The organism is Alkalimonas mucilaginosa, from assembly GCF_036327005.1.
Taxonomy (GTDB): domain Bacteria; phylum Pseudomonadota; class Gammaproteobacteria; order Enterobacterales; family Alteromonadaceae; genus Alkalimonas; species Alkalimonas mucilaginosa.
In genome coordinates this window covers 1-503 of the sequence record NZ_JAUGZK010000053.1, presented here as the reverse complement: position 1 = coordinate 503, position 503 = coordinate 1, and the positions used below count along the sequence as shown (strand labels likewise).

The window sequence follows — 503 nt, the reverse complement described above, 5'->3', positions numbered from 1 at the left end:
CAGACTGATGACAAAGTCCTGGACGTAGATCCAGGACTTTGATCTAATAGGGGTAGTTGATTTAGAGGCTACCTTCTATGCTCAAAACTCCCTCACCTCAACAGTACCAATTAGAAATGGTGACACTCGAAGAGCTTGTCCCCAAAGACCACCTCGTTCGTAAAGTCGATGCTGCCATTGATTTCGAATTCATTCGTGAAGAAGTCGAGCACCTGTACTGCAAAGACAACGGCCGTCCGCCGATTGACCCGGTTCGCTTATTCAAAATCATGATTCTTGGCTATCTGTTTGGTGTACCCAGTGAACGCCGCTTGATGCAGGAAATTCAGGTCAATGTTGCCTACCGCTGGTTCTTGCGCATGGGCCTGACTGAAAAGGTCCCAGACGCATCCACCCTGAGCCAAAATCGGATCCGTCGCTTTAATGGTACCGATGTGTTCCAACGCATCTTCGACCGTATTGTGGAGCAGGCCATCGAGAAACGTCTGATAGGTGGCACCACC

At 49.5% G+C, this 503-nt stretch carries 1 protein-coding gene; it reads left to right on the top strand.

Features of this window, described 5'->3' with window-relative positions:
* Positions 1–77 precede the first annotated feature (77 nt).
* A partial coding sequence (locus QWF21_RS18100) for a transposase (protein WP_330089434.1) occupies positions 78–503 on the top strand: 426 nt, incomplete at its 3' end.